This window comes from Glutamicibacter sp. NPDC087831 (assembly GCF_044742845.1).
In the GTDB taxonomy this organism is placed as follows: domain Bacteria; phylum Actinomycetota; class Actinomycetes; order Actinomycetales; family Micrococcaceae; genus Glutamicibacter.
The window spans coordinates 892574-918332 of sequence record NZ_JBIUVH010000001.1 but is presented as its reverse complement, the minus strand read 5'-3'; the positions used below and the strand labels follow the sequence as shown (position 1 = coordinate 918332).

Genomic DNA, 25759 nt, shown 5'->3' with positions numbered 1-25759 from the left:
CGTTAGCAGCCTGGAATCCGACGATGTTTAAGCAAGTGCAGCGACCCCCGTTTTGGCCGATACCGGCAAAATCAGTATTCGATTCTCCGTATCGACGGCAGGCGAATCGTTCTCGGCAGCTCTGCGCGAGGTAACCCCTAAATTTTCCGATTCGGAACTTCGGATCGGCAACCAGGCCACATCGTGGCCAATCAATAAATAAGGATATAACACTATGGCCACTGGCACCGTGAAATGGTTCAACGCTGAAAAGGGCTTCGGCTTCATCGCTCCTTCGGATGGATCGGCTGACGTCTTCGCACACTACAGCGCAATCCAGAGCTTCGGTTTCCGTAGCCTCGAAGAGGGCCAGACTGTTGAGTACACCCTGGAAGCTGGTCCAAAGGGCCCACAGGCAACCAACATCCAGGCTCGCTAAGAGACTTTCTTCAAAGGTGTAGTTCCCCGCAAGGTTGGAACTGCACCTTTGTTGCTTTTAACCGGTTCTTAGCTGCAGGCTTCGACCGGAGGTCGTTCGCGAAGAACCCCAACGCCAAGCAATCTACCTGGCAGTTCCGTCTGCTTCGGGGGCAAGCGGAAAGCAGCAGCTATCGGCATCGGTAGCCGGAATTCAGCTCGGAATTCGACTATCAACTGCACGGGCTAGTAGATTGCGGAAACTCCACTGTGGCGCCACGGCAATGAATCGAAAAGGGAGCTGCATTCGCGACAGGTTAGGAACGGTTGCCGGCGATCCGTTGGAGACCGGACTACTTGCCTGGGTAACTTTGCTGAACCCGATTCTAAGAATTCGCCCACCAGTCCCAGTTCATCGAGCACGTGCAAAGTTGACGGACAGATGGTGCCACCGCGAAAGTCCCTGAGGAACTCACGGTGCTTTTCATGAACCGCTACTGGCACACCGCTGCGAGCAGCATTAAACCGGCGGCCATTCCAGCCGGCCCTCCCCCAACTTTGATTCACTGCCTTCTGCCTGCCATGAATATGCTCTCCTTCATTTGAAGTGCCTATTACCGAATTGGATTTGCACCCTACTCGTGAACAGTTCCAGCGCTATTAGACTTCATATTCACAGCGATCATGAACATCGCGAAAATCAACAGCACCACGGCCAGTCCGCGGAACCCTACAGCTGCCAAAATTGGGCCAGCGGTGAGACCGCCAAGCACACCAGCCAGATTCATGCAGAGGTCCGACGTGCCCTGCAACTTCGGACGTTCGGCAAGGCCAACTGATCCAGTAATCATCGTTGCGCCTGCAACCGTCGACGCCGACCAACCGAGGCCTAGACTAAGCAACGCCAAAGTTGTCACGGTATGGTTCTCTGCATTGCTCCATACCAAGATGCTTGCGGTAACTAGCAACGCCTGCCCGGTAAAGATGACCGTTCGTGGACCTAGCATATCTGTGAGCCAGCCAAAGACTGGTGAGAGCGCATACATCCCCGCAACATGGACCGAAATGGTGATCCCGATGAGCGTGAGGCTTGCCCCTTGATGCTGCATGTGAATTGGAGTCATCGACATCATGGACACCATATAAAGATGAGTCAAGGCGACGGTAAGCACGGCATACCTGGCAGCAGAAGTGTTTCTTAGGATGCTCCAGCCGCGGCGGCGAAGCTGAACCTCGCTCGCTTGGGCAGCCGCCTGACGCTGTGCGATCTGCAACGGATCGGGACGCAAGCCCAGCCAATAAACAAGAACCCCTACCAGCTGGGCGCACATCGCAATAAGAAAGCCACCGGTAAACGGTGGAAGGCTAATGAACTGCGCTAGCTCTTCTCCAGGTTCAAATAAATTCGGGCCGATGACTGCACCCGCAGTTGTTGACCACACAACCAGGGAAAGGTCACGGCCTCGTGTAGCCGTGGTGGACAAGTCGGTGGCGGCGAATCGAGATTGGAGGTTCATTGCCGAACCTGTTCCCAGAACCAGCATTCCAAGCAGCAGCAACGGCCAGTATCTCAGAAAAGCTGCGGCAATGATGACGACAACACCGCTGGCTGCCAGCAATGCGCCGGTCGACAGCGAAATACGCCGGCCGAACTTCTGGGCAAGCAATGCCAAAGGCAACGCCATGATGGCAGCACCTAAAGTATTCATGGTCGCGGCCATGCCAGCCAATGCATCGAGTCCGGAAATGCTTACGATCAGCAGCGACCCCAAAGTCAGGGTTGCGCCACCGCCTAGACCTCCAAGAATTTGTCCCGCAGCGAGGACGGAAATCGACTTGCGTCGAATCCGCTGAATCTGCTGGTCATCCAATGAACGCTGTTCATCCGAAGTGGATTCGATCTGCACATTGACTCCCCCGCATTTATAGCTACCTGTACTGTCTAAGTATCTACTATTTATCTCCGAGCGTTGAGTGCGCCGCTGTGCATGACTATGGACCCACCGAAGCTGGGCTATAGCCGGAGTGGTCGCATCCCCATGAATTTCCAATTCAATGGGCTAGGTAACTCACCTTGATTGCGGATCCGCATCTTTCGACGCTCGAATAATACTGGCGTATCGCTCTGCCGGGTCAGCAGGCAGTCCCACTTTAAGTTCACGGTTCACATCAACAGCGAACACCTCTGCGGCTCCGGATTGGAGTCCATCTCGCGGTCTTCAGACCCCAGTTTGGCTGAGCCGTCGGCGAAGGCGCAAAATTTCGGACCCGTATGTGAGATCGGTCCTTTCGAATAGGGCAACGGCGGCGCATGCTTCTGTGGAAGCATACCGAGATTGCTATTACGCCTACTCAAGTTACTCGTTTTCACGAATCGCTGCCGTAGGCAGCTTACCTTTCGCTGCCTCAAGACCACTGCCTCCAAAGCTCAAAATACGTGCCTTGTCCGGCGCAGTCTCGATCGTTTCCATGACGTGCACCGCGAAGAGCGCCACTTGAGCTTCAAATGGTTCCATTTGAGGCCAGAACTCTTCGCCACCAGGTTGAGCCGCGTGATTGAGCACTTCTTCGAAAGTGCAGTCGAATGCGTATAGCTCTTGGGAGTCGGCATACCGCAAGAATACGTATCCATCTTCAGCAGGAGGCACAATAAAGACCTCGCCAAGCCCCGATAATTGGTGTTTCAATCGCTCCAGTTTGCCTGGCAAGCTAGGCATTTGGACCCCCATTTTGCTTTGGCAGAGAACCATAATGATGCAGCGATCTGATTATTCGACCGCCGTGCTGAGGTCTCTCTCTTCTGCTTTTGTGGCCGAAGGAGTTTTTGCCTTAAGAGGCTGGACTCGCGTGGATGCTAGTCAAACCCCGTTGCTCACGATACCTGCGAAATCTCGCCATTTCGCGTTCATCTGCGGTTGCGGGCCAGGTTGCTTCCGCCCAAGCCATAATTCCCCGCGATCTGGCGGTTGTCCTTGTCTCGATGGGGATACTGCGAGAACGAACTCCAGATTTCATAACCGCTGCTCACCGCGCAAACGGGACATTTGTCCACGCACCGGGTTCGCACGTGATAACCATTGGCGTTTCCAACACCACAGGCTCCCCAAGATCTTGCTCGGTCCACCGCTGACGTACCGTTAGCCCAGCCGGATTCGTCAACTTCGGAACAGCTTAAATGCCAGCAGGCCCGGACTCTGCATGAGTCCGGTCCTGCTGGCCATCACCAATTAGGCTGAAGATTTTCTAGATTAGAAATCCCAGTCTTCGTCTTCGGTGTTCACTGCCTTGCCGATCACGTACGACGAACCGGAGCCGGAGAAGAAGTCGTGGTTCTCATCAGCGTTCGGGCTCAACGCAGCCAAAATCGCTGGCGACACGTCGGTCACGGTCGATGGGAACATCGCCTCATAGCCCAGGTTCATCAGCGCCTTGTTGGCGTTGTAGTGCAAGAACTTCTTGACGTCCTCGGACAGGCCTACCGGATCATAGAGATCGTGGGTGTACTGGACTTCATTTTCGTACAGTTCATACATCAGCTCGAAGGTGTAGTCCTTCAGCTCCTGCTTGCGCTCCTCGGTCTCGTTTTCTAGACCCTTCTGGAACTTGTATCCGATGTAGTAACCGTGAACAGCTTCGTCGCGGATGATCAGGCGGATCAGGTCTGCAGTGTTGGTCAGCTTCGCATGCGAGGACCAGTGCATTGGCAGGTAGAAGCCCGAGTAGAACAAGAACGATTCGAGCAGGGTCGAAGCAATCTTGCGCTTCAGTGGATCTTCGCCGTGGTAGTAGCTCTCAATGATCTGAGCCTTCTTCTGCAGGTTCACATTTTCAGTGGACCAGCGGAAGGCTTCGTCGATTTCCTTGGTCGATGCCAAGGTCGAGAAGATCGAGGAGTAGCTCTTTGCGTGTACCGATTCCATGAAGGCAATGTTGGTGTACACGGCTTCTTCGTGTGGGGTGATCGCATCTGGAATCAGCGAAACAGCGCCAACGGTGCCCTGCAAGGTATCAAGCAGGGTCAGACCGGTGAAGACGCGCATGGTCAGCAGCTTCTCGTCTTCGGTCAGGGTTCCCCACGACTGGATGTCGTTGGACAGCGGCACCTTCTCCGGCAGCCAGAAGTTATTGACGAGGCGGTTCCAGACCTCTACGTCCTTGTCGTCCTGGATACGGTTCCAGTTGATTGCCTCAACCTTGTTGGTGAGCTGAATCTTCTCGGTCATTGCCCCTCATCGAAAAGCTAAATCGTATTAAGAACTTTGCTTACAACTCTACCGTTCTTTCGAACGCCGCCTGTACAGCAAGGCCCCAAGTTATTGTCAGATCGCTGACACGATCTGAGGTCGTTTTGATATGCAACAGCTGCCGTTGGACGAAACCATGCGGCAGCTGTTGCGTGATGCCATTGCCCGGCTAACCGGTCAATGGATCAAGGTCTTACAGTGCGCAGGAAACGCAGCCTTCAACCTCGGTGCCTTCCAGCGCAAGCTGGCGAAGGCGGATGTAGTACAGGCTCTTGATGCCCTTGCGCCATGCGTAGATCTGGGCCTTGTTGATGTCACGGGTGGTGACAGTGTCCTTGAAGAACAAGGTCAGCGACAGGCCCTGGTCTACGTGCTGGGTTGCGGCAGCGTAGGTGTCAATGATCTTCTCGTAGCCGATTTCGTAAGCGTCTTCGTAGAAGTCGATGTTCTCGTTGTTCATGTAAGGAGCCGGGTAGTAAACGCGGCCGATCTTACCTTCCTTGCGGATCTCGATCTTCGCTGCGACCGGGTGGATCGAGGAAGTCGAGTTGTTGATGTACGAGATCGAACCGGTGGGAGGAACTGCCTGCAAGTTCTGGTTGTAGATGCCGTGCTCCATGACAGAAGCCTTCAGCGCCTTCCAGTCTTCCTGGGTAGGAATCTGCATGCCGTCGAACAGTTCGCGCACGCGCTCGGTAGCTGGAACCCATTCCTGCTCGGTGTACTTGTCGAAGAATTCACCCGAGGCGTACTTCGAGTTCTCGAAGTTATCGAAGGTCTCGCCGCGCTCCATGGCGATCTTGTTCGATGCAGTCAGTGCATGGAACAGGATCGTGTAGAAGTAGATATTCGTGAAGTCGATGCCTTCTTCGGAGCCGTAGTAGATGTGCTCGCGGGCCAGGAAGCCGTGCAGGTTCATCTGGCCCAGGCCGATGGCGTGCGACTTGCTGTTGCCGTCAGCAATCGAAGGAACCGAGGCGATGTAGGACATGTCCGAGACTGCGCTCAGGGCACGGATGGCGATGTCTACCGAGGTAGCCAGATCCTTGCCGTCCATGGCCTTGGCGATGTTCATCGAACCGAGGTTGCAGGAGATGTCCTTGCCGACGGTCTTGTAGCTCAGGTCGTCAGAGAACTCCGAAGCGGAGGAAACCTGGAGGATTTCCGAGCACAGGTTCGACATGGTGATGCGGCCGGCAATCGGGTTGGCCTTGTTCACGGTGTCTTCGAACATGATGTACGGGTAACCGGACTCGAACTGGATCTCGGCCAGGGTCTGGAAGAACTCGCGGGCGCTGATCTTCGTCTTCTTGATCCGAGCGTCGTCTACCATCTCGTAGTACTTCTCGGTGACGGAGATTTCGCTGAACGGTACGCCATAGACGCGCTCGACGTCGTACGGGCTGAACAGGTACATATCTTCGTTCTTGCGAGCCAGCTCGAAGGTGACATCCGGAATAACAACACCCAAGGACAGGGTCTTGATGCGGATCTTCTCATCAGCGTTTTCGCGCTTGGTGTCCAAGAAGCGGTAGATGTCCGGGTGGTGTGCGTTCAGGTAAACGGCACCTGCACCCTGGCGTGCACCGAGCTGGTTTGCATAGGAGAAGGAATCTTCAAGAAGCTTCATCACCGGGATGACGCCGGAAGACTGGTTCTCGATCTGCTTGATCGGCGCACCGTGCTCACGCAGGTTGGTCAGCGACAGGGCAACGCCACCTCCGCGCTTGGACAGCTGAAGCGACGAGTTGACTGCGCGGGCAATCGATTCCATGTTGTCTTCGATGCGCAGCAGGAAGCAGGAGACGAGTTCGCCACGCTGTGCTTTGCCGGCGTTCAGGAAAGTTGGGGTGGCAGGCTGGAAGCGGCCTTCAATGATTTCATCGACCAGGTGCATGGCCAGCTTTTCATCGCCACGTGCCAGGTGCAGGGCAACCATGCATACGCGGTCTTCGTAGCGTTCCAGGTAGCGCTTGCCATCGAAGGTCTTCAGCGTGTACGAGGTGTAGAACTTGAAGGCGCCCAAGAAGGTTTCGAAACGGAACTTCTTGCCGAAGGCGTGCTTGAACAAATCCCGGATGAAGTTCATCGAGTACTGATCGAGGGTTTCACGCTCGTAGTACTCGTGCTTGACCAGATATTCAAGCTTCTCATCGAGGTCATGGAAGAACACGGTGTTGTTGTTCACGTGGTCCAAGAAGTACTGGCGAGCCGCGTAGCGGTCCACCTCAAACTGGATCTTTCCATCTGGTCCGTAAAGGTTCAGCATGGCGTTGAGGTCGTTGTAGCTCAAGCCCTGGAACTGGGCTGGGAGCTCCTTTGAGCTATTCATCGTTGCTGCCGGTTCTGCGACGCTGGTGTCCAAAAGGTTTCAAGCCCTTCTTTGACGTTGAGAACGTCTTCTGAGGTTCCCATAATTTCGAATGTGTAAAGCACGGGTACGTTGCATTTCTCGGCAATGCGTTTTGCCGCAATGCAGTAGTACTCGCCAAAGTTTGTATTCCCTGCACCGATCACGCCGCGAAGATTCACGCGGTTCGCTTCATGCCGCAGGAACTTCATGATCTGCGGCATGATCGAGCGCTTGCCACGCTCTCCGCCATAAGTGGGTATGAGCAGCACGTATGGTGCAGTTGAGATCAGCTGCGGTTCGGTCGCATAGACCGGAATCCGTGCGGCATCCATCTCAAGTTTGTCCACGAAACGCTTGGTGTTCTCCGAAACAGATGAAAAATAGATCAGTTTCGAATCGGTGAGTTCCAGCGGTTCCTGGGCCTCAGCATGTTGCCTATCGGCAAGCGCTGCAGGTGACATTGCTTTTCGCCTCCACTACAAGCTAGCGGATGGAATTCTTGATTAGTTGGCTGGAGCCAGCAGCTCGATCTTGTCTGGGCGGAAGCCCGACCAGTGATCGTCATCGGTGATTACGACAGGTGCCTGCATGTAGCCCAAGCCACGAACGTGCTCCAAGGCTGCCGCATCCTGAGAGATGTCTACCTTGTTGTACTCGACACCCTTCTTATCCAGCGCGCGGTACGTAGCGTTGCACTGAACGCAGGAAGGCTTCGTGTAAACCGTGATGGCCATGTCCCTGATCCCCTTTAAAAAGTCTTTGTTTCGGCTAAGATCCCGGATTTTCGGAAAAGTCCTAGCCATCCTCTCGGATGCCTCAAAACCACTGTTTCGAGGTGCTTCTGGTGCGAGCCGCACCGACGGGTTCAATACTACATCTTGTGTTTGGCGGGTCAAGCGGCCACAACATGATGTATTACAAGTATGTCATTCATCCACGGCAACGTCCACAGGAACTGTGGATATTAACCCCCGTTTAAACCGCGATTTCTCGCGGACTCGAGACCTTTGTCCACAGGTTGGCAGAAGTCCGCTGTGGGTTAAAAATTCTTCTTGTGAGATGTTCGTCGGCGTGTTCTGCACCCTCCATGTAGTTCGGGGTACACGGTGTGCACCACTACATGTAGTGTCGCCCCTGGCACCCACAGTTTGGCCGACGCACGACCGGCTGTGGAGAACGCGCAGCAAGGGCAGCTGGCGATTTGCCAGCTGCCCTTGCAACGAAGCTCAGTGGCGACGCAGAAGCGTCTTAGGCCGGGTAGGTGCGGGCACCGAAGATTCCCTGGCCTACACGCACGACGGTGGCCCCCTCGGCGATGGCCAGCTCGTAGTCTCCGCTCATGCCCATGGACAGGTGCTGGAAGCTTTCAGGAGCATCCTGCTGCAATTGGTCACGGGTTTCGCGCAGCAACGCAAAGCTGCCACGGATAGATGCTTCGTCCTTGGTATTTGCGGCCATGGTCATCAAGCCCACTGGCGTCAACCGATCCAGCGGCGCCAACCCGCCAAGCAAGTCCGCTGCCCCAGCAGCTTCGATGCCTGATTTGCTTTCCTCGCCGGAGGTATTGACCTGGATGAAGACCTCAAGCGTCCGATCCTCTGCCTCCAAACGGCGTTGCAGGGTCTGTGCCAGTTTCAGCGAGTCCAAGGCATGGAACTCATCAGCGAACTTCGCCACGAACTTCGCCTTGTTGGTCTGCAAGGGACCGATAATCGCATAACGCAGGTGCGGGAAATCCTCGCAGAAGTGCTCGTACTTGCCTTGGGCCTCTTGGACCTTATTTTCCCCCAGCGTGTCCACACCGGCAGCAATGGCCAATGCCAAGCGCTCGAAATCGATGGTTTTGGTGACCGGCAGCAGCCGAACCGAGCCAGCGTCGCGGCCGGCAGCCAGCTCCGCCGCGGCGATCTTCTGGTTGACAGCAGCCAGGTTGCGGGTGAAATCCTCGATGGTGGCCGCGTGGGTAGCGGCAGGTTGCGAAGCCAAAGCGCCAACTTTCTTGATGTCACAAACGTGTTGCTGGTGCCAAGGGCACCAGCAACAAGCATAGGCATAAAAGGACTAGAACAATTGCCGCCAATTGGTTTTAGCCAGATTCAGCAGCTCGTCGCCACGCCCGGAGAGCACGGTGCGTATGGCATACAAGGCAAATCCCTTGGCTTGTTCCAACTTGATTTCCGGTGGCATCGACATCTCCTGGCGGTCGGTCACCACATCCAGCAGCGCAGGACCGTCATGGGCCAGGAATTCTTGCACCGTGGCTTCAAGCTGCGCCGAATCATCTACCCGGTAGCCCTTGAGCCCCGAGGCGGTAGCCACGGCCCCGAAGTCGGGGTTGTGCAGATCGGTGGCGTAGGTGACGAACCCGGCGGCCTTCATTTCCAGTTCCACGAAATTCAGCGAGGAGTTGTTGAACACCACGATCTTGATCGGCAGCTTGTTCTGCGTGGCGGTCAGCAGCTCACCGAGCATCATGGCCAATCCGCCGTCCCCGGCGAAGGCGATAACCTGGCGCTGCCGGTCAATTGCCTGGGCGCCCAGGGCATGGCACAGTGCGTTGGCCATGGAACCGTGGTTGAAGGAGCCGAGCACCCGTCGCTTGCCGGTCATGGTCAGGTAGCGGGCTGCCCAAATCACCGGAGATCCCACATCGGCGGTGAAAATCGCATCCTCATCTGCGTGCTGGTCGATCAGCCGGGCCAGATACTGCGGATGGATTGCAGCACCCGGCTTGGAGGGCGTGGCGAGCTCGTCGAGCTTCGTACGGGTCTTGCGGTAATGCTCCACCGCTGTCTCCAGGTGCTTGCGGTGGGTCTGCACCGGCAGCAGCGCATCCAGAGCCGCCGCGGTGTCCTTCACGGTGCCCACCAGCGGGATGTCCACCCGGGTGCGCTTGCCGATCTGCTCGCCGCGGATATCCACCTGGATGATGGTCGCGTCCTGCGGGTAGAACTGCTGGTAGGGGAAGTCGGTGCCCAGCATCAGGAGCACATCGCATTCGGCAATCGCCTTGGCGCCCGAAGCGAAACCCAGCAGGCCCGTCATGCCCACATCGAAGGGATTGTCGTACTCGATATGCTCCTTGCCTCGCATCGCATGCACGATCGGCGCCCCGAGCTTGCCAGCCAGCGCGATCACCTCGTCATGGGCTCCTGCCACGCCCGCACCAGCCAGAATGGTGACCTTGCGCGAGCCTTCGAGGATCTCCGCGGTGCGCTCGAGCTCGTCTTCATTGGGCAGCACCCGCGGGTTGGTCTTGGTGATTTCCTGGGTGGGCGTGCGTTCCATCTCCGCCAACGCGACATCGCCGGAAATCACCAGTACTGCCACGCCGCGCTTCTCGATGGCCTCGCGCATCGCAATGCGCAGCATGCGCGGCATCTGCTTGGGATCGGAAACCTGTTCGGCATAGACCGAGCAGCCACGGAAGACTTCCACCGGGTGGGTCTCCTGGAAGTAGTTGGAACCGATCTCCTCGGTAGGGATGTGCGCTGCAATCGCCAGCACCGGCACGCGCGAGCGGTTCGCGTCGTACAGCCCGTTGATCAGGTGCAGGTTCCCCGGTCCGCAAGAGCCGACGCATACCGTCAGCTCTCCGGTGATTCCGGCTTCGGCCGCCGCGGCAAAGGCAGCGGCTTCCTCATGGCGGTGGTGGACCCATTCGATCCGCCCGTTCTCCCGCAATGAATCGGTCAAGCCGTTCAGGGAATCCCCCGGAAGGCCGTAAATCCGGCGCACTCCCTGGGTATCGAGCTGTTCAATCAGGTGGTCGGCTACGGTAGGCAAAACATTCCTCCTGCACACAATTTTCCAGTGGGTCTATTCTTCACCCTACTGCGCCAGCCACCTTGTGTCATGGGTTTTTGACGCTACCGCAGGTTCCTCCCAACACACCGGCAGGTGGCGCACGCAACGAGCGCTGCCTACCGGGCAACGCCGGCTACCCCGCACCGGTCCACCCAGGTCCACCGCGCCTTCTTTCCCGGCATCCCGGGGCCTGTGGGCGAAGCGCGCCGCGGCGGATCATCGATGGGAGCCAGCCGTGGTATCCAACAGCATGCGCCGGCTCAGCAGCATGGCCAAGGGAGCGGCCGCCGCCAATGCCCAGGCCGCGTAGAGCACCCGCGCAATCACGGTGCTGCCGACGCCGAAAATCAGGAAACCCTGGATGAAGACAAGGCAGAGCAGCGCCATGGGATGCGACGCGGTCCAAGCCAACACGACCCAACCGGCCAGCAGCAGCGGTCCTCCGGAGAAGAGCACCAGGCCCGGTCGCCGATCCGATAGCCGCCCTGCGCTGGTTACGCCGAGGAAGGATCCGAGCCCGAACAGGACCAGCGCGGCCCAAACCCATCCCTCGGCCACGCCGGCGGTGATAGCCGCAACCGGCGCGATGAAGGTGAACGCCGCGAAGGTGCCCCCGTTGACCAGCGCTCCCAGTGCCATGGCCAGGATGAGCGGCCGCGTGGCCAACTGGCTCAGTTCGGCACGCACCGCGTCACCGCCCGGTGGACCGGGGCGTTGCCCGCCATTGGATAGGCTGGAAGCTGCAGCAGAGAACTTCAAGGAGAGACGATGCCCGAACCGCGCCGCATGGCCAATACCACCGAGCTGGCCGCCGGAGAAACCAACGGAGCGATCTGGAAGCTGGAACCCGGGCAGCGCGACCTCGACGCCAACGTGATCTCGCTGGCCCCGTCCGGAGAGATCGGGGAGCACCAGGGCCCGGAGCTGGACGTGGTGCTGCACGTCTTCGCCGGCTCCGGGGTGCTGCATACCGCCAGCGGATCCATCGAGCTGGCCATCGGCGACATCATCTATCTGCCCGCCCGCTCCCAACGGCGCTTCGTGGCCGGCGAAGCGGGCCTGGGCTACTTCTCGGTGCACCAGCGCAAGAAGCGGGCCGGGCTCATGCCCGCCCTGCGTGGCAGCTAGCTCCAGGCCCCGGTCTGGATGAAGCGCTCCAGCTGCGCGGCGTAGGGCTCCAGGTCCAGGCCCTGCTCGGCCACCCACTGCTCGTTGTAGTAGGTGTTCGCGTAGCGCTCGCCGGAGTCGCAGATCAGCGTCACCACCGAGCCCTGCTCGCCGCGTTCGAGCATCTGGGCGATGATCCCGAACGCCGCGTAGAGGTTGGTCCCGGTGGAGCCGCCGGCAAAGTAGCGGGTCTTGGCGCGCAGGAAATGCATGGCTGCCAGCGAGGCGGCGTCGGGCACCTGCACCATCTGGTCGATTACCCCGGGCACGAAGCTCGGTTCCACGCTGGGCCGGCCGATCCCCTCGATGCGCGATCCCTGCCCCGTCGCGTAGCCCATGTCCCCGGTGCGCCATCCCCCGTAGAAGGAGGAGCCTTCCGGATCGCCCACGCAGATCCTGGTTTCGTGCCGCTTGTAGCGCGCATAGCGCCCGAAGGTGGCGCTGGTGCCGCCGGTCCCGGCACCGACCACGATCCAGCTGGGGATCGGGTGGGTTTCGGCGGCCATCTGCGCGTACACCGACTCGGCAATGTTATTGTTCCCGCGCCAATCCGTCGCCCGCTCGGCATAGGTGAACTGGTCCAGGTAGTAGCCGCCGGTTTCGGCCGCCAGCGCGCGGGCCGCCTCATCGACCTGGCCGGCCGCGTCCACCAGGTGGCAGCGCCCGCCGTAGAACTCGATCAGCTCGATCTTCTCGCCGCTGGTGGATTTGGGCACCACCGCGATGAAGTCCAGCCCCAGCATCCGCGCGAAGTAGGCTTCGGAAACGGCCGTGGATCCGCTGGAGGCCTCCACCAGCGTGGTGCCTTCGCCGATCTTCCCGTTGACCAGCCCGTAGAGGATCAGCGAGCGTGCCAGCCGGTGCTTGAGCGAACCGGTGGGGTGCACCGACTCGTCCTTCAAATAGAGCTCGATCCCCCAGTGGGCGGGAAGTTCGAAGCGATGCAGGTGGGTGTCGGCGCTGCGGTTCGCGTCCGCGTCGAGCAGGGAAATGGCACGGCGTACCCAAAGATCTGTCATGGCTCCACTCTAACCGTGGCGAACGGTTTTAACCCTTGGCGGCGTGGTACCTTCGGAATCGTGAAAAGAAGGCTGGTTACCGGCGGTTATGCCGCCATCATCCTGCTCGGCTTGGGCTGGGCGGCGTGGGCGGTGCTTTCCGCCGCCGGGCTGGAAACACTCGCCGGCGGGTGGATGGGGCAGGACGCCACCGTCACCTCGGTGCCGCGCATCGGGCAGCTGCCCTGGTTCGGGCTGATGGCCGCAGTGGCGTTCTACGCGATCTGGCAATGCCTGCCGCAAGAACGCACCGGGTTCCATCGGCGGCTGCGCCCCTGGGTGCTCGGCGCGGTGCTGTGCAATGCGCTGTGGGTGGCGTTCTTGGAGCGCGACCGCATCGGCACTTCGCTGGTGTTCGGCCTGCTCCTGCTGGCATTGCTGATCCGCATCGTGGTGATGATCGGCAAGACCCCTGCCCTGCAGCAAGTGGACCGGTGGATTACCCGCGCCAGTTTCGGGCTGTTCACCGGGTGGCTTTCGGTGATCGTGCTGGCCGAAACTGTCGCCTTCGCCGCCCTGTCCGGGGCCGACGCCAGCTCCCTGATGTTCAAGGGCGCCTGCGCCCTGTCGGTGCTGCTCCTGGCGCTGTTCCTCAGCGCGGTGAGCTTCAAGAATCCCATGGGGATCTACCTGAACGCCGGCGCGCTATGGGTGATCGGCTGGATCATCGTGGACCGCTACACCGGCCACGCCACCTCTCCCGGGTTTGCCACGGTGCTTTCGATCGCGGCGATACTGATGCTGCTGTGCCTGCTCAGCGCGCTGCGGACCCGCATTCGCAAGCTGCGCCCGCCCGCAGCCTCCCAGTAAATTCCCAGTTCGCAGTCAGCGCAACGGCGCGGCCTTGAGTGCCCACCCCCGGCTGGCTAGGCTGGGAGCTGAGACCTCAAGGTCCACCAGACTCAAGGTCCATCAGAGAGGAACAACATGTCGAAGACTGCCAAGAGCTTGAAGCAAGTTGAAAAGTCGCTGGCGAAACTCGCCAAGGCTGCCAAGGAAGAGCTGCCGAAGGAAATCCGTGGCGGCTGGAACGAGGCCGTCTCCGGTGTCAACACCGAAGCCATCAGCAAGGCCGGCGCCAACCTGATCGAGAATGTCGGCGGGAATTCCAAGGCCGCCAAGCGTGCCCGCGCCTCGGTGGAGAGCGCTGTGCAGGCCGCGCAGAAGAACCTCGCCGCCCAGGACAAGAAGTCCGGCAATGGCGGCAAGTTCCTGGTCATCTCGCTGATCATCGCCGTCGTGGCCGCGGTCGTGATTTCGCAGAAGAAGAACTAGCTGTCAATACCGAAGGCGTGGCACCTGCATAGGTGCCACGCCTTCGCTGTTTTCCCGGTTCCTTCCGCTCGGCCTACTTCGCCCGGGCCCGTGCGGTCTTGAGGGCCGCCGCGGCGCCGAGCAGCGCGATCACTGCACCCACCGGAATCAGCCAGAAGCTGTTCGCACCAGTATCGGCGAGGTGTTCGCTGGCTTCCGGCTGGGCTGGATCCGCGGCCTGCGGCGCCTGGGACTGGCCAGCTTCCCGGGTCGGATCCGGGACCTGCGAAGGATCGTGCGATTCCCCGCTCGGCTGCGGCGAGGGGTTCCGGGTTGGTTCCGCGGCTAGCTCTTCGCCCTGGTCTTCACCCTGTTCTTCGCCTGGCGCGTCGCTTGGTGCCTGGCCGGCCAGCTCGAAGACCTCTTCCACCGCACCGAGGTTCGCGAAGACGGTCTCGCCGGTGGCCTCATCCACCGCATCGTTATCGGTCACCATGTAGAGGTGGCCATCGGCTACGGCCAGCCCCTCCAGCTTTTCCTGGGTCCATCCGTTGGTTTCCTGCAGGGCAGGCAACGCATCGGCCGCCAGCTTCTTCTCGACCAGCGGCACCTCTCCGGCTACGGCTTGCGGAAGCCGGAACTGGTAGATCGCCTTGTGCTTGGCGTTCGGACCTACCTGGTTATCGCGTTCGATCACCGCATAGGAGCCATCGGGCAGGGCGGTGATTTCCGACAGGCCATTCCATGCACCTTCGGCAGCCGCGTCCAGCCGGTAGCCGTACCAGCTGAATTCCCCGGTGGATGGCAGGTACTTGCCCAGGCGGACGAAGTCCTCGCCGGGCAGTTCGCGCTGCACGGCGAACACTACTTCTTCCTGTTTCCCGGAGCCGGTCGCGGCAATGCCTTCCAGCCCGTGCTTGCCCAGCCCCGCCAGTGCAGGCAGCGCGACTTCTTCTTGCACCGCACCGGCCGCGTCGATGCGCACCAGCAGGTTTTCCGCCCCGGTGGCCCCTTCATGGGCGGCCCAGAAACCGCCCTCCGCGCGGGCGGCAATGCCTTCCAGGTCCAGTTCGGTACTGGCCGAGGTCACCGCCATCGACGATTCCACGGTGGCCGGGGTGCCGGCGCCCAGGGTGTAGATGCGCGGCTGGTACGCGTTGTCGCTGACCGCGAAGAGCTGCGAAGCATCGGCCGGGTTGGCCGACAGGCCGCTGAGCGCACCGAAAGGCACCGGATCGGCGGCATCCGAGGACAGCTGCGGGAACTGCGGCGCGGCGGCACCGAAGGAGTACAGGGACACCGCCGAGCGCACCTGGCCCTCATCGGTTTCCGAGGCGATGGCCAGCAGGTTGCGCCCGGGGATCGGCAAGATCCCTTCCGGGCCGTTGGTAGTCGGCAAGCTTTGCAGATAGCGCGGGCTGGATGGCTCGGACAGGTCGTACACGGCCACGAAGTTCCCGCGTTCGGCCGCGATGAATCCGTAGTCCACGCCGCCGAATTCGGCGATGGCCAGCCCTTCGGGCTCAACGCCCTTCTTCCCTGCGCGCTGCTCCGGGAACAAGCCCTGGGATAGCGCGAGGTGCTCGAAGCTATTGCCGGCATCCCACACCACGTCGCCGGTGGCGGAATCGAAGATCGTGAATCCGCGGCTGCCGCCCTTCCAGTCGCCCTCATTGGCCGTGGCCAGATAGCGGTCCTGGATCCAGCCGATGGCATCGGGCTCGCGCGGCACGCCCTTCAGCTCCCCGCTGGGATCGAGCACGCCGTCCTTTTCGGTGTCGATCCCCGCCAGATCCACGGTCCCGGTGCTGAAGGCGCCGGTAATCCCGCCCGAGGCCAGGTCCACCAGCACCACGCCGTTGTTTTCCTGGAGGGTTGCCGCCAGCTGGTTCTTCTCGTTGATCGTGACGTACTCGGGCTCGGGGTCTTGCGGGGTGTCGAGACCGGCCGCGGCCAGCAGCGGCAGCGCAATCGGTTCGGTGCGGGAACCGGAGGTGAGCGGGACTTCGCGCAGCTTCCAGCCGGCCGGGTCCGCGCCTTGCAGGTCCATGATGGCGATCGGTCCGGCCGGGGCTTGCGGCAGCGCGCCTTCGCCAGCGTCCTCGTCGCGTTCATTCTCGATGGCGATGCCCGCGTAGGCACCGTCGGCAGACAGCGCGATGGAATCGGGCTGGCCTGGCAGCGCAAAACTGTGCACCAGCGTGCGGTCGGCAATCCGCACCACATCCACCCGCCCCGAGGGGTCGCTGTAGCTGGCCGAGGTGTTCACCACCACGAACACGTAGTCGCCGTAGGCGGCCACGCTGGTGGGCTCGTCCTCGGCGCTGCCCAGCTGGTGCAGGCCCAGCAGGCCCAGGCCCTTCGGCGCGGCAGGGTTGGAAATGTCCAGAAAGCCGACGCTGCGCGAGAGCGCATCGGAGTAGATCAGCGTGTTGCCGTCCGCCGATACGGTGGAGATTTCTGCGGCGGTCTGGGCCGCGGCGCCCTCGGGATGGTTCTGGTAGACCGGGTAGGTGGCCTCGCGTTCGAAGTACTCCCCCGGGTCCGCGGCGGCGGCTAGCGGCGACAGGCTCGCGGCGATGACGGCGGCGGCCAGGATTCCCGGGGCCTTCTTGGATATGCGGTGCACGTAGTTCTCCCCCCTGCTGGTTGCGGATGACTCCCCAAGAGTTCCAGCACCACCTAGCCAGAAAGTGAATGTTCGGCAACTGGCAGCCAACCAGCAGGTGTCGGGCGTTCTCCCGCTCACATTTAGTCGAAATGGCGCAACTAAAAGCGGAGAGTGAAGCTGTACCCCAAGGAGAATCATGGAACTGCAACGCATCACCGTTCTGGGCACTGGCGTGCTCGGCGCACAAATCATCTTCCAAACCGCCTACCACGGCTTGCCCGTCATCGGCTACGACATCAGCGAGCAAGCGCTGGCCGCCGCAAACCAGCGGCTGGATGCCCTGGTTGCGCAGTACGCCCAGTACTTCGGGAACCCGCAGAAGGCCCAATCCGCCCGCGAGTCCATCGAACTGACCAGCGATCTGGCCGACGCGGTGCGGGAGGCCGACCTAGTCATCGAGGCGGTGCCCGAGAATCTGGAGATCAAGGCGCAGACCTACCGGAAGCTGGCCGTGCTGGCCCCCGAACAGGCCATATTCGCCACCAATTCATCGACCCTGCTGCCCTCGGATATCGCCGAGTTCACTGGCCGCCCCGGACAATTCCTCGCCCTGCACTATGCCAACCGCATCTGGTCCAACAACACCGGCGAAGTCATGGGCACACCAGCAACCACCCCCGAAGCCTACGAAGCAGTGGTCGATTTCGCCGAGCGTACCGGGCTGGTCGCGATCCGGGTGCTCAAGGAGCAGCCGGGCTACGTGCTGAACTCGCTGCTGGTCCCCTTCCTGCAGTCCGCCAGCCACCTGCTGGTCAACGGGGTCGCCGATGCGCAGACCATCGACAAGACCTGGAAGCTGGGCACCGGAGCGCCGCATGGTCCGTTCGAGATCTACGACATCGTGGGGCTGAACACCGCCTACAACATTTCCCGTGCAGGCGATGCAACCAGCCAGAAGTTCGCCGAGCTGCTCAAGACCCAGTACATCGATCAGGGCAAGCTCGGCGCAGCGGCCGGCGAAGGGTTCTACAAGTACAACTAGCCGCCGCGGGGCGCGCCCTCATCCCAGTCGGCCAGCGGCGGAAGGCTCTTCGGATCCGCTACTTCCAGTCCCACCACGATCCAGTTGTGGTCGAAATCCGTGCCTTCGGGAACATGCAGGGTATCGACCACCGGGACAGGGCCACCTGCCAGTCCCCCGGCCTTCGCCGCACGTTCATGATCCCGGTACTGGATGCGCACCACCCGGGCGGCGACTGCTGCCACGGGCACCCCCGTGCCATCGAAGGTGCCGTGGTCATCGAGCTCGAAGGAAATTTCCCCGCGCCCATTGCGCACCTGGGCCAGCTGCCAGCGCACATGATCTCCTACCGAAAACGCTGAATGGCAGCAGGCATGGAGCGCTCCGTAAATTTCTACTGTGATCTGCATGTTCGGCAATCTACCCGATAGGATTGCCGGGTGGCCCATATAGACGTGACAGACATCCAGTATTTCCTTTCCGACGGCACCCAGCTTCTGGGCGGCGCGGCCTTCAAGGTCACCGCCGGCTCCAAGACCGCGCTGATCGGACCCAACGGCACCGGCAAGACAACCCTGTTCAAGATCATCGCAGGAGACCTGAAGGCCGACGAAGGCTCCATCAACCGCACCGGCACCCTGGGCATCATGCGCCAGTTCGTCGGGCAGGTGCGCGACGACTCCACGGTAAAGGACCTGCTGCTGTCCACCGCCGCACCGGCTTTGGCCCAGGCCGCCGCCAAGGTCGCCGAGTACGAGGCCAAAATGCTCACCAGCGAGGACGAGAAAGTCCACATGCGCTACGCCGAGGCGATCATCGAGTGGGGCGACGCCGGCGGTTACGAGCTGGAAACCACCTGGGACAAGGTCTGCATGGCCGCCTTGGGCATCGGGTTCGACAAGGCCGGGGACCGGCTGGCGCGCACCCTGTCCGGCGGCGAGCAGAAGCGCCTGGTCCTCGAAGCGCTCTTCGAAGGCAACGACGAACTGCTGCTGCTCGACGAGCCGGATAACTACCTTGACGTGCCCGGCAAGCGCTGGCTGGAAGAGATCATGTCGCGCTCCAACAAGACCGTGCTGTTCATCAGCCACGACCGCGAGCTGCTGGACAACGCCGCCACCCGCATCGTGACCCTGGAACCGGGCCACGGCGGGGCCACCGCCTGGGTGCACGGCGGCGCGTTCGGCTCCTATGTGGAAGCCCGCAAGGAGCGCAACGAGCGCTTCGAGGAGCTGCGCAAGCGCTGGGACGAGGAGCACGCCAAGCTCAAGGAACTGGTCAACATGTACAAGACCAAGGCCGCGTTCCGTTCCGACATGGCCAACCGCTACCAGGCGGCCACCACCCGGCTGGAGAAGTTCCTGGAGGCCGGCCCGCCGCAGGCGATCCCGCTGGAGCAGAACGTGCAGATGCGGCTGAAGGGCGGGCGCACCGCCAAGCGCGCGGTCGTGGCCGAAAAGCTCGAGCTGACCGGGCTGATGAAGCCCTTCAATATCGAAATCTGGTTCGGCGACCGGGTGGGCGTGCTGGGTTCGAACGGCTCGGGCAAGTCGCACTTCCTGCGCCTGCTGGCCTCCGGCGGATCCGACCCGGAGCGCGAGCACCTGCCGGTCTCCGATGTGGTGATCGCCCCGGTGGCGCATGCCGGCACGGTGAAGCTGGGAGCGCGCATCCGCCCGGGCTACTTCGCCCAGACCCACAGCCGCCCGGACCTGTTTGGCCGCACCCTGCTCGAAATCCTGCACCGCGGCGACGAGCACCGCTCCGGAATGCCGCGCGAGGCGGCGGCCGGAGCGCTGGATGGCTACGGGCTGGCAGCGCAGTCCGAGCAGAAGTTCGAATCGCTCTCCGGAGGCCAGCAGGCGCGCTTCCAGATCCTGCTGCTGCAGCTCTCGGGGGCAACCCTGCTGCTGCTCGATGAGCCGACCGACAACCTGGACCTGCACTCGGGCGAAGCCCTGGAGCGTGCCATCGACGCGTTCGAGGGCACGGTGCTGGCGGTGACCCACGACCGCTGGTTCGCCCGCGGCTTCGACCGCTTCCTGGTCTTCGGCTCCGACGGCACCGTCTACGAGTCCGACGAGCCGGTCTGGGACGAGGCCCGGGTGCAGCGCAAGCGCTAATCCCAGGGAACTGCCCGCGGGTATGGGTCCGGCACAATATGATGCCAAGCCCGTGCCTTCAGTTGCGCCTTCTGCGTTCTGCGGCGCGTTTGCACGCGGGACTAATGCTCGGGGTGCAGGTGAGAATGCGGGGCGTCCATCTGGTGCAGCAGCTGATGCACGCCGGGGTGCACCAGCTCCCAGCGGCGGTACTTTCCATCCCGCTGCACCTGAACTACCCCGGCCTTGCGCAACGTGGCCAACGACTGGGTCACGGTGTTTGCGCCCAGCTGCGCGGCATCGGCCAGCTGGGTGACCGAGGACAGCGGCGCGGCGTGCATGGCAATCAGTATTTTCATGCGGGTGGCATCCGCGCACAGGGCGAACACGTCGATCCAGTCCTGCAGCGATTCCTGCACTTCCTCCAGGGCGTTGGCGCCCACCTGGCCGCGCTCGGACTCAGGCATGCCGCCCCCGCGAAATAGTGGTTGGCAAAATCACCACGCAACCCCTCATCTGTGTGATCAAACACCTGTAGTCTGTGAACATCTACCCCACGCACCGCTCGGAAGGACCTCGTTCGTGCACAGCTACGTCCGGCGCGCCGCACTGATGCTCCCCATCCTACTGGCCACCGCAGGCTGCCAGGCCGCCGTCCCCAGCGACGACGTGCTGCTGCTGACCCCTGCGCTGCCCGAAACCCTGAATCCGCTGGCAGGTTTCGACAACAACGGTACGGGCAAGATCAACGAATCGCTGTATACCCTGGACGGGGAAACTGGCAGCCTGCCGAATTTGGTGCCGCTGCTGGCCGAGGGCGAACCGCAGATCAGCGCCGACGGGCTGCGCTGGAGCATTGCGCTGCAGCCCGGCATCAGCTTCAGCGACGGCAGCGGCTTCGACGCCGGGGATGTGGCCGCCAGCTACCGGGCCATCCTGGACCCCGCCAGTGCCTCGCCCATCGCCGGCGTGCTGGAAAACCTCGATACGGTGCGTGCCGTGGACGAGCACACCGTCGAATTCACGCTCAAGGAGCCCCAGGTCTCCTTCAAGACCGCACTGCTGATCGGCATCGCCCCCGAAGAACTGATCGCCGACGGGCCGGTGAGCAATTCCAGCCTGAACCGCACCCCGGTGGGTACCGGCCCCTACACGGTGCAGAAAATCGATTCCGCCCAGCTGGTGCTGGGTGCCAATCCCGACTACCGTTCCGGCGCCCCCGACGTGGCCCGGGTGGTCTACGAGCAGTCAGCCGACGACAACGCCCGCTCGCAGGCACTGGCAGGCGGCGGCTACACCGGCACCGTGCTGCCTCCGCGGCTAGCGGCCAGCTTCGCGGATCGCGACGGGTTCGAGGTGGTCACCGCAACCAGCGCGGACTGGCGCGGCATCTCGCTGCCCGCCGACCACCCGTTCACCGCCGATCCTTCCGTGCGCCTGGCGCTGAACCTGCTGGTGGACCGCCAAGCGCTGATCGACGGGGTGCTGGCGGGCTCCGGGCGCCCTGCCTACACCTTCGTCCCGGCCCAGTACGGCAAGGCCTACAACTCTGACGCCGTGTTCGCCCACGACCCCCAGCGGGCCGAGCAGCTGCTGGAGCAGTCGGGGTGGACGCTGGACGGCTCGATGCGCTCCAAGGACGGCCAGGACGCCGCATTCACGATCATGTACAACCCGGGCGACACGCTGCGACGGGACCTGTCCCTGGCCTTGGCCGCCCAGCTCAAGGAGCACGGCATCACCGCCGAGGTCGTGCCCGCCACCTTCGACGAAGCCGAGCCGCGCATCGGCACGGACGCGCTGATGCTGGGCGGCGGCGACACCCCTTACGATGTGGACACCCAGCTCTACAAGATGCTGCATTCAAGCTACCCGGAGGACGGCGCCTACTACGACAACCCCAGCCGCTACGCGGACGCGGCGATGGACCGGCTGCTGCACATCGGCCGGACCAGCACCGACCCAACGGCCCGCGACCAGGCCTACCGCAAGGTCCAGGAACTTTACGTCAAGCAGCCATCGATGCTGCTGCTGGCCTTCACCGACCACAACTACGTGCAGCGCAGCGACGTCCATGAGACGTGGAACACCGCCGGCACCCTGCTCGAACCCCATGACCACGGCACCGCATGGGGCCCGTGGGTGAAAATCGGCCAGTGGACCGGCAAATGAGCCTGACCGTCCTGCGCCCGCGAGGCGTGCCGCGGCTGCCAAGAGCCGGGCTGCTGGTGCTCCGCCGGATGCTGCTGGCCATCCCGCTGACCGCGGGGCTGACCGCAGTGGTGTTCTTCTTGGCTTCCGTCGCCCCGTTCAATCCGCTGGCTGCCTATCTGGGCAGCCGCTACGAGCACACCGGCGCCGCCGAACGCGCGGCCCTGCGCGCCGAGCTGGGCCTGGACGACTCCTGGTTCGGTGCCTGGCTCGGCTGGCTGGGCTCGGCGGTGCACGGCGAGCTGGGCACCTCGCGCATGCTGGCCCGGCCGGTCACCGAGGTGCTCGCCGAGCGCGTGCCCTATACCCTGCTGCTGATGCTTGCCGGGCTGCTGCTTGCCGTGGTGCTCGCGGTACTGCTGGCCTGTGCCGCTGGTCTGTGCCGCGGCGGGTTGGCCGACCGCGCCACCACCTGGATCGCCCAGCTGGCCCAGGCCATCCCGCCCTTCGTGCTGGCGCTGGTGTTCATCGCTGTGTTCTCGCTGCGGCTCGGGCTTCCCACCGGCGGCGTGGCGCCTCCAGGGCAGGAGCCGACCGCCGGGTCGCTGGCCGTGCATCTGCTGCTGCCGGCCACGGTGATGGCCATCAGCCTGCTGCCCTGGCTGGTGCTGAACCTGCGGGCCTCCATGTTCGATCTGCTGGACTCGGATGCGGTTCTCGCGGCTCGGGGACGCGGCGAGGGAGCCGGACGGATCTTGGTGCTCGAGGTGCTGCCCGGCGCCCTGCTGCCCTTCATCACGGTGATCGGCTCCCGCCTGGGCGAACTGATCACCGGAGCGCTGCTGGTTGAAACGGTGTTCGGCTGGCCCGGGATTGCCTCGGCGGTGATCGATTCCGCGGTGTCCGCGGACTTCGCGCTGCTGGCCGCGGTGACCGCCTGCTCGGCGCTGGCCGTGTTCCTGGGCAATGCCCTGGCCGACGCCGGCTACCTGCTGCTTGATCCGCGGGTGGGCGATGTCTAGCATCATCCGTGATTCCCGCTTGCTGCCGCTGGGCATCATCCTGCTGGCCGTGGTTTATGCGGTGCTCGTTCCGTTCTTCTCCCCCGAGGCGGTGGAGAACATCGACCTGGCCGCGGTGTACCTGCCGCCGGGGGCCGAGCATTTCTTCGGCACCGATCAGCTCGGGCGCGACGTGTGGGTGCGGGCCGCGGCCGCGCTGCGGCTGTCGATGCTGCTCGCCGTCGCATCGGCGCTGTCCTCCACGCTGCTGGGGGTGCTGGCCGGAACCCTGTCCGCCACCGCCGGCGGGCTGGTGGACCGGATCATCACCCGGCTGGTAGACAGCGTCAGCGCGATCCCGCACCTGCTGCTGGGTGTGGTGATCCTGGCGCTGTGGCCCGGGCAGGGGTGGGCGATCATCCTGTCCATCGCGCTGACCCACTGGACCCAGGTGGCGCGTATCGTTAGGGCCAGGCTGTTGGCCGAACGGGAGGCCGGATACGTCAAGCTCAGCCGGGCCTCCGGCGCCCGGCCGCTGGCGCTGTGGTGCACGCACCTGATTCCCGCGGTGCTCCCGCAGGCGGGCATCGCCGTGGTCCTGCAGCTGCCCCATGCCATCTGGCACGAATCCGCGCTGTCCTTCCTAGGCGTGGGGCTGCCGCCACAATCCGCGTCGCTGGGTTTGCTGCTGGAGGACGCCCGCACAGGCATCCTGGTCGGCGCTTGGTGGATGCTGGTGTTCCCGGCCGCGCTGCTGGTGCTGCTCAGCTGGTCCTTTGCCGCCCTGGCGCACCCACAGCCGCAACGCCGCCGCTCCGCGCGGCGCCTCGATTCTCTCGCTCCGCGACGAAAGGGCGGTGCCGCAGAAAAAGCCGCTGGGCATCCGCTTCCACGGGGCGCAGGCTTGGTCTTGCGGGGATTGTCGGTATGGAGCAAGGATGATTCCCCAGAACGCTCCGTGCTGCTGGATAACGTCAGCTTCACTGCCGCCGCCGGAGCGGTCAACGTGGTCATGGGTGCCTCGGGCGCAGGAAAGACCATGCTGCTGCGCGCCGCCGCCGGGCTACTGCCTCAATCGCTGGAATCCACCGGCAGCGTCCTCGTGCCGGGAACCGCTGGCGGGCGCTGCCATGCCCCCAAGCTGGGTGAAGATCTGGTTTTCATTCCCGGGTCGGCGGCCACGGCGCTGAACCCGGTGCTCAGCGTGGGCACCGCCTTGCGCCGCGTACGCCGGAGCCACGGCCTGGACAGCTCACCGGCCGCGCTGGCGGCGGTGTTCAAGGACTTCGAACTGGTTCCCGAACTGCTCCATCGCTACCCGCACGAGCTGTCCGGAGGCCAGGCCCAGCGTGTAGTGCTGGCCCTGGGCTTGGCATCCCGCGCCAGTTGCGTTGTGCTGGACGAGCCCACCAGCGCCCTGGATGCGGATACCGCGGCGGCCATCGCTCGGATCCTGCGCCGCTTGGCGGACACCGGGTGCACCATCGTTATGGTCACCCACGACGCTGAACTGGCCGCGGAACTCGCCGACACGCTGACCGTGGTCAGTGATGGGCAAGTGCTCGCATCCGCTTCCGGCGACGGGCAGGTCATCCCGGAATTGGAGGATAGCACCCCATGAGCCTTGAATTGTCTGCGGTGAGCCACCGCTATGCCAAGAACGTCCCCAGAATCCTGGATCAACTGGACCTGGAGGTCACGTCCGGCTCGGTGATCGGTCTGGTCGGGCCCTCGGGTGCCGGGAAGTCCACCCTGCTGGCCATCGCCTCGCTGATGCTGGCCCCGACAGAGGGCAAGCTGCGCATCGACGGCCAAGCGGTACCTGCCCGAGGGCACGTCCCGGCCGAACTGCGCCAGCGCATCGGCATCCTGCCGCAAAACCCGCGCAGCTTCGCGAACCCCCGGCTCACCCTGGGCGCGATCATGGCCGAGCCGTTAGCCCTGCGCGACGGGCTGGCGTTCCCCCGTCCGGGCCGCTATCGCCGCGAGCTGGAGGAACTGGCCCGGGAGGCGAGCCTTGAACCGGCGCTGCTGGAGCGGAAGCCCGGGCAGGTTTCCGACGGGCAGCTGCAACGAGCCCTGCTGGGCAGGGCGTTGGCCCTGGACCCGGCGCTGCTGGTGTGCGACGAGCCGACGTCAGCCCTGGATCCCGGCACCACTGCGCAGATCTTCACGGTGCTGGGCGAGCGGGCTCGAGCCGGGGCGGCGGTGCTCATCGCCTCCCACGACAATGCCTCGCTGGCCGAGCACTGCGATTCGATCCACCAGCTGTCGGCGCTGCGGCGCCCAGACCAAGGGGCACTACTTGGACTCCCCGCCCAAATGCCAAGCGATGATGTCGAGCGCAGGTAGCGGTGTAATCGGCACGTCGGGCTCCACCAACTGGGGAATTTCCAGCCAGAATTCGTGGTGGCCCTGCAGATCAGCCTGCACCTCTGGCAGCCAAGCCAGAATGAAAACGCGGTCGGAGCGCTTGTTGTCCCCTAGCATCCGTTCCTGATGCAGCCTGCGCACCTGGCGGCCAAAGAGTGGAATCAGCTCGGGATTTTGCGATGCACCACCATGGCCAGTTTATCGGATTGACTTGTGGGGTC

23 protein-coding genes and 1 pseudogene are annotated in these 25759 nt (G+C 62.6%); 10 read left to right on the top strand and 14 right to left on the bottom strand.

The features are described 5' to 3' along the window. The first annotated feature begins 214 nt into the window (after positions 1 to 214). Positions 215 to 418, top strand: coding sequence for a cold-shock protein (locus ACIOJF_RS04525; protein WP_013349123.1), 204 nt, complete (start codon positions 215 to 217; stop codon positions 416 to 418). Positions 419 to 1031: 613 nt separating this feature from the next. On the opposite strand, the gene ACIOJF_RS04520 is transcribed toward ACIOJF_RS04525, so the two are convergent. The 9 genes and pseudogenes from ACIOJF_RS04520 to ACIOJF_RS04480 form a co-directional block, all read right to left on the bottom strand. Beyond that, complete coding sequence (locus ACIOJF_RS04520; protein WP_402741282.1) at positions 1032 to 2303, bottom strand: MFS transporter; 1272 nt, start codon at positions 2301 to 2303, stop codon at positions 1032 to 1034. Between the two features lie 450 nt (positions 2304 to 2753). Continuing rightward, positions 2754 to 3113 (bottom strand): hypothetical protein, encoded by a 360-nt coding sequence (locus ACIOJF_RS04515; protein WP_388022151.1) that lies wholly within the window; start codon positions 3111 to 3113, stop codon positions 2754 to 2756. Positions 3114 to 3644: 531 nt separating this feature from the next. Next, on the bottom strand, positions 3645 to 4619 hold the full coding sequence (gene nrdF, locus ACIOJF_RS04510; RefSeq protein ID WP_105658533.1) for a class 1b ribonucleoside-diphosphate reductase subunit beta: 975 nt from the start codon (positions 4617 to 4619) through the stop codon (positions 3645 to 3647). Positions 4620 to 4833: 214 nt separating this feature from the next. Beyond that, positions 4834 to 6972: a class 1b ribonucleoside-diphosphate reductase subunit alpha gene (gene nrdE / locus ACIOJF_RS04505; protein ID WP_105661397.1), complete on the bottom strand. Its 2139-nt coding sequence runs from the start codon at positions 6970 to 6972 to the stop codon at positions 4834 to 4836. Further along, positions 6969 to 7454 carry a class Ib ribonucleoside-diphosphate reductase assembly flavoprotein NrdI gene (gene nrdI / locus ACIOJF_RS04500; RefSeq protein WP_105661398.1) on the bottom strand — a complete coding sequence of 162 codons (486 nt, stop codon included), beginning with the start codon at positions 7452 to 7454 and terminating at the stop codon, positions 6969 to 6971. Before nrdI ends, nrdE begins: the two co-directional genes overlap by 4 nt. 42 nt (positions 7455 to 7496) lie before the next feature. Then, positions 7497 to 7727, bottom strand: coding sequence for a glutaredoxin-like protein NrdH (gene nrdH / locus ACIOJF_RS04495; protein WP_013349130.1), 231 nt, complete (start codon positions 7725 to 7727; stop codon positions 7497 to 7499). A 514-nt stretch (positions 7728 to 8241) separates the two neighbouring features. Further along, positions 8242 to 8979, bottom strand: coding sequence for a YggS family pyridoxal phosphate-dependent enzyme (locus tag ACIOJF_RS04490; protein WP_402741281.1), 738 nt, complete (start codon positions 8977 to 8979; stop codon positions 8242 to 8244). Between the two features lie 75 nt (positions 8980 to 9054). Continuing rightward, a complete protein-coding gene (poxB, locus tag ACIOJF_RS04485; RefSeq protein WP_402741280.1) occupies positions 9055 to 10779 on the bottom strand; it encodes a ubiquinone-dependent pyruvate dehydrogenase in 1725 nt (574 codons plus the stop codon). A gap of 321 nt (positions 10780 to 11100) precedes the next feature. Next, positions 11101 to 11484, bottom strand: a pseudogene (locus ACIOJF_RS04480) (Cmx/CmrA family chloramphenicol efflux MFS transporter); the annotation flags it as partial. An 84-nt stretch (positions 11485 to 11568) separates the two neighbouring features. On the opposite strand from ACIOJF_RS04480, the gene ACIOJF_RS04475 reads away from it, so the two are divergent. After that, positions 11569 to 11928 (top strand): cupin domain-containing protein, encoded by a 360-nt coding sequence (locus ACIOJF_RS04475; protein WP_332488756.1) that lies wholly within the window; start codon positions 11569 to 11571, stop codon positions 11926 to 11928. Here the strand turns inward: ACIOJF_RS04475 and ACIOJF_RS04470 are convergent. Continuing rightward, entirely contained in the window at positions 11925 to 12986 is a 1062-nt protein-coding gene (locus ACIOJF_RS04470) for a PLP-dependent cysteine synthase family protein (protein ID WP_388022155.1), read from the bottom strand. The two genes, ACIOJF_RS04475 and ACIOJF_RS04470, sit on opposite strands and share 4 nt — an antisense overlap. Before the next feature lie 60 nt (positions 12987 to 13046). Between ACIOJF_RS04470 and ACIOJF_RS04465 the strand changes: the two genes are divergently transcribed. Both ACIOJF_RS04465 and ACIOJF_RS04460 read left to right on the top strand, forming a co-directional pair. Continuing rightward, positions 13047 to 13835, top strand: coding sequence for a hypothetical protein (locus ACIOJF_RS04465; RefSeq protein WP_105661401.1), 789 nt, complete (start codon positions 13047 to 13049; stop codon positions 13833 to 13835). A gap of 117 nt (positions 13836 to 13952) precedes the next feature. Continuing rightward, on the top strand, positions 13953 to 14300 hold the full coding sequence (locus ACIOJF_RS04460) for a hypothetical protein (RefSeq protein WP_105658525.1): 348 nt from the start codon (positions 13953 to 13955) through the stop codon (positions 14298 to 14300). Positions 14301 to 14373: 73 nt separating this feature from the next. Here the strand turns inward: ACIOJF_RS04460 and ACIOJF_RS04455 are convergent, their stop codons facing one another. Beyond that, entirely contained in the window at positions 14374 to 16908 is a 2535-nt protein-coding gene (locus ACIOJF_RS04455) for an esterase-like activity of phytase family protein (protein WP_402741279.1), read from the bottom strand. A 178-nt stretch (positions 16909 to 17086) separates the two neighbouring features. On the opposite strand from ACIOJF_RS04455, the gene ACIOJF_RS04450 reads away from it, so the two are divergent. After that, positions 17087 to 17932, top strand: coding sequence for a 3-hydroxyacyl-CoA dehydrogenase (locus tag ACIOJF_RS04450; RefSeq protein ID WP_219844345.1), 846 nt, complete (start codon positions 17087 to 17089; stop codon positions 17930 to 17932). On the opposite strand, the gene ACIOJF_RS04445 is transcribed toward ACIOJF_RS04450, so the two are convergent. Beyond that, on the bottom strand, positions 17929 to 18321 hold the full coding sequence (locus ACIOJF_RS04445) for a hypothetical protein (protein WP_402741278.1): 393 nt from the start codon (positions 18319 to 18321) through the stop codon (positions 17929 to 17931). The two genes, ACIOJF_RS04450 and ACIOJF_RS04445, sit on opposite strands and share 4 nt — an antisense overlap. A 30-nt stretch (positions 18322 to 18351) precedes the next feature. On the opposite strand from ACIOJF_RS04445, the gene ACIOJF_RS04440 reads away from it, so the two are divergent. Continuing rightward, positions 18352 to 20034 (top strand): ABC-F family ATP-binding cassette domain-containing protein, encoded by a 1683-nt coding sequence (locus tag ACIOJF_RS04440; protein ID WP_402741277.1) that lies wholly within the window; start codon positions 18352 to 18354, stop codon positions 20032 to 20034. Between the two features lie 101 nt (positions 20035 to 20135). Here the strand turns inward: ACIOJF_RS04440 and ACIOJF_RS04435 are convergent, their stop codons facing one another. Beyond that, complete coding sequence (locus tag ACIOJF_RS04435) at positions 20136 to 20480, bottom strand: helix-turn-helix transcriptional regulator (RefSeq protein ID WP_105658520.1); 345 nt, start codon at positions 20478 to 20480, stop codon at positions 20136 to 20138. 115 nt (positions 20481 to 20595) lie between these two features. Here ACIOJF_RS04435 and ACIOJF_RS04430 point away from each other — a divergent pair, with 115 nt between their 5' ends. The 4 genes from ACIOJF_RS04430 to ACIOJF_RS04415 are packed head-to-tail and all read left to right on the top strand — an operon-like array spanning position 20596 to position 25517. After that, positions 20596 to 22185 (top strand): ABC transporter substrate-binding protein, encoded by a 1590-nt coding sequence (locus ACIOJF_RS04430; RefSeq protein ID WP_402741276.1) that lies wholly within the window; start codon positions 20596 to 20598, stop codon positions 22183 to 22185. Then, positions 22182 to 23186: an ABC transporter permease gene (locus ACIOJF_RS04425; RefSeq protein WP_105661406.1), complete on the top strand. Its 1005-nt coding sequence runs from the start codon at positions 22182 to 22184 to the stop codon at positions 23184 to 23186. Before ACIOJF_RS04430 ends, ACIOJF_RS04425 begins: the two co-directional genes overlap by 4 nt. Beyond that, positions 23179 to 24786 carry an ABC transporter permease subunit gene (locus tag ACIOJF_RS04420; protein ID WP_402741275.1) on the top strand — a complete coding sequence of 536 codons (1608 nt, stop codon included), beginning with the start codon at positions 23179 to 23181 and terminating at the stop codon, positions 24784 to 24786. The genes ACIOJF_RS04425 and ACIOJF_RS04420 overlap by 8 nt, the downstream gene beginning before the upstream one ends. Beyond that, complete coding sequence (locus ACIOJF_RS04415) at positions 24783 to 25517, top strand: ATP-binding cassette domain-containing protein (RefSeq protein ID WP_332488776.1); 735 nt, start codon at positions 24783 to 24785, stop codon at positions 25515 to 25517. The genes ACIOJF_RS04420 and ACIOJF_RS04415 overlap by 4 nt, the downstream gene beginning before the upstream one ends. Here ACIOJF_RS04415 and ACIOJF_RS04410 read toward each other — a convergent pair. Continuing rightward, positions 25467 to 25655 (bottom strand): hypothetical protein, encoded by a 189-nt coding sequence (locus ACIOJF_RS04410; protein WP_105658516.1) that lies wholly within the window; start codon positions 25653 to 25655, stop codon positions 25467 to 25469. The genes ACIOJF_RS04415 and ACIOJF_RS04410 overlap by 51 nt on opposite strands. Positions 25656 to 25759: the final 104 nt, after the last annotated feature.

Excerpts from the sequence above, each read along its gene's own strand:
- ACIOJF_RS04525 (WP_013349123.1), top strand. The coding sequence starts at position 215 with ATGGCCACTGGCACCGTGAAATGGTTCAACGCTGAAAAGGGCTTCGGC.
- ACIOJF_RS04515 (WP_388022151.1), bottom strand. The coding sequence starts at position 3,113 with ATGCCTAGCTTGCCAGGCAAACTGGAGCGATTGAAACACCAATTATCG.
- nrdF (WP_105658533.1), bottom strand. The coding sequence starts at position 4,619 with ATGACCGAGAAGATTCAGCTCACCAACAAGGTTGAGGCAATCAACTGG.
- nrdE (WP_105661397.1), bottom strand. The coding sequence starts at position 6,972 with ATGAATAGCTCAAAGGAGCTCCCAGCCCAGTTCCAGGGCTTGAGCTAC.
- nrdI (WP_105661398.1), bottom strand. The coding sequence starts at position 7,454 with ATGTCACCTGCAGCGCTTGCCGATAGGCAACATGCTGAGGCCCAGGAA.
- nrdH (WP_013349130.1), bottom strand. The coding sequence starts at position 7,727 with ATGGCCATCACGGTTTACACGAAGCCTTCCTGCGTTCAGTGCAACGCT.
- ACIOJF_RS04475 (WP_332488756.1), top strand. The coding sequence starts at position 11,569 with ATGCCCGAACCGCGCCGCATGGCCAATACCACCGAGCTGGCCGCCGGA.
- ACIOJF_RS04470 (WP_388022155.1), bottom strand. The coding sequence starts at position 12,986 with ATGACAGATCTTTGGGTACGCCGTGCCATTTCCCTGCTCGACGCGGAC.
- ACIOJF_RS04460 (WP_105658525.1), top strand. The coding sequence starts at position 13,953 with ATGTCGAAGACTGCCAAGAGCTTGAAGCAAGTTGAAAAGTCGCTGGCG.
- ACIOJF_RS04450 (WP_219844345.1), top strand. The coding sequence starts at position 17,087 with ATGGAACTGCAACGCATCACCGTTCTGGGCACTGGCGTGCTCGGCGCA.
- ACIOJF_RS04445 (WP_402741278.1), bottom strand. The coding sequence starts at position 18,321 with ATGCAGATCACAGTAGAAATTTACGGAGCGCTCCATGCCTGCTGCCAT.
- ACIOJF_RS04435 (WP_105658520.1), bottom strand. The coding sequence starts at position 20,480 with ATGCCTGAGTCCGAGCGCGGCCAGGTGGGCGCCAACGCCCTGGAGGAA.
- ACIOJF_RS04425 (WP_105661406.1), top strand. The coding sequence starts at position 22,182 with ATGAGCCTGACCGTCCTGCGCCCGCGAGGCGTGCCGCGGCTGCCAAGA.
- ACIOJF_RS04420 (WP_402741275.1), top strand. The coding sequence starts at position 23,179 with ATGTCTAGCATCATCCGTGATTCCCGCTTGCTGCCGCTGGGCATCATC.
- ACIOJF_RS04415 (WP_332488776.1), top strand. The coding sequence starts at position 24,783 with ATGAGCCTTGAATTGTCTGCGGTGAGCCACCGCTATGCCAAGAACGTC.
- ACIOJF_RS04410 (WP_105658516.1), bottom strand. The coding sequence starts at position 25,655 with ATGCTAGGGGACAACAAGCGCTCCGACCGCGTTTTCATTCTGGCTTGG.